Origin of the sequence: Vibrio sp. 10N.261.55.A7, from assembly GCF_002877365.1 — a bacterium.
Taxonomy (GTDB): Bacteria; Pseudomonadota; Gammaproteobacteria; order Enterobacterales; family Vibrionaceae; genus Vibrio.
In genome coordinates, this window is record NZ_MCWZ01000222.1 from 1 (window position 1) to 377 (window position 377).

Here is a 377-nt window from a genome sequence, read left to right on the forward strand (position 1 = left end):
TCTGTGTCACCCAGTTAGACTCTGGTGCGTCACGATATTCAGGAACTGAAAGAACTGCCCATGGTGCTTCACTCCCAGAGAGTCCTTGCCTGCCTCTTAATTCAAGCTTTTCTTCATCTGTAAAGTGTTCTTCAAATAGCTTTGATGCGTATTTCTTAGAGAATGTAACATCTAATGAGTTACTCCTTACTGTTACTGATTCAGACCAGTTTATTATCGACCTAAATCCAAGTCCTTTATTTCCGATAAACCTTTCTTTTGTTTTTGAGCTTAAATTTGAAAGCATTAACGATTCGTAGCCCGACTTGCTAAAACCATGTGGGCCACTATTTGAAATTATTAATTGCTGTGAAGTAGAGTCAAACTCTAAAGAAACG

At 38.5% G+C, this 377-nt stretch carries 1 protein-coding gene; it reads right to left on the bottom strand.

What is annotated here, in order from left to right:
• Window positions 1-377: hypothetical protein (locus BCU12_RS23290; RefSeq protein WP_157939875.1), on the bottom strand; the 377-nt coding region annotated here is incomplete at both ends.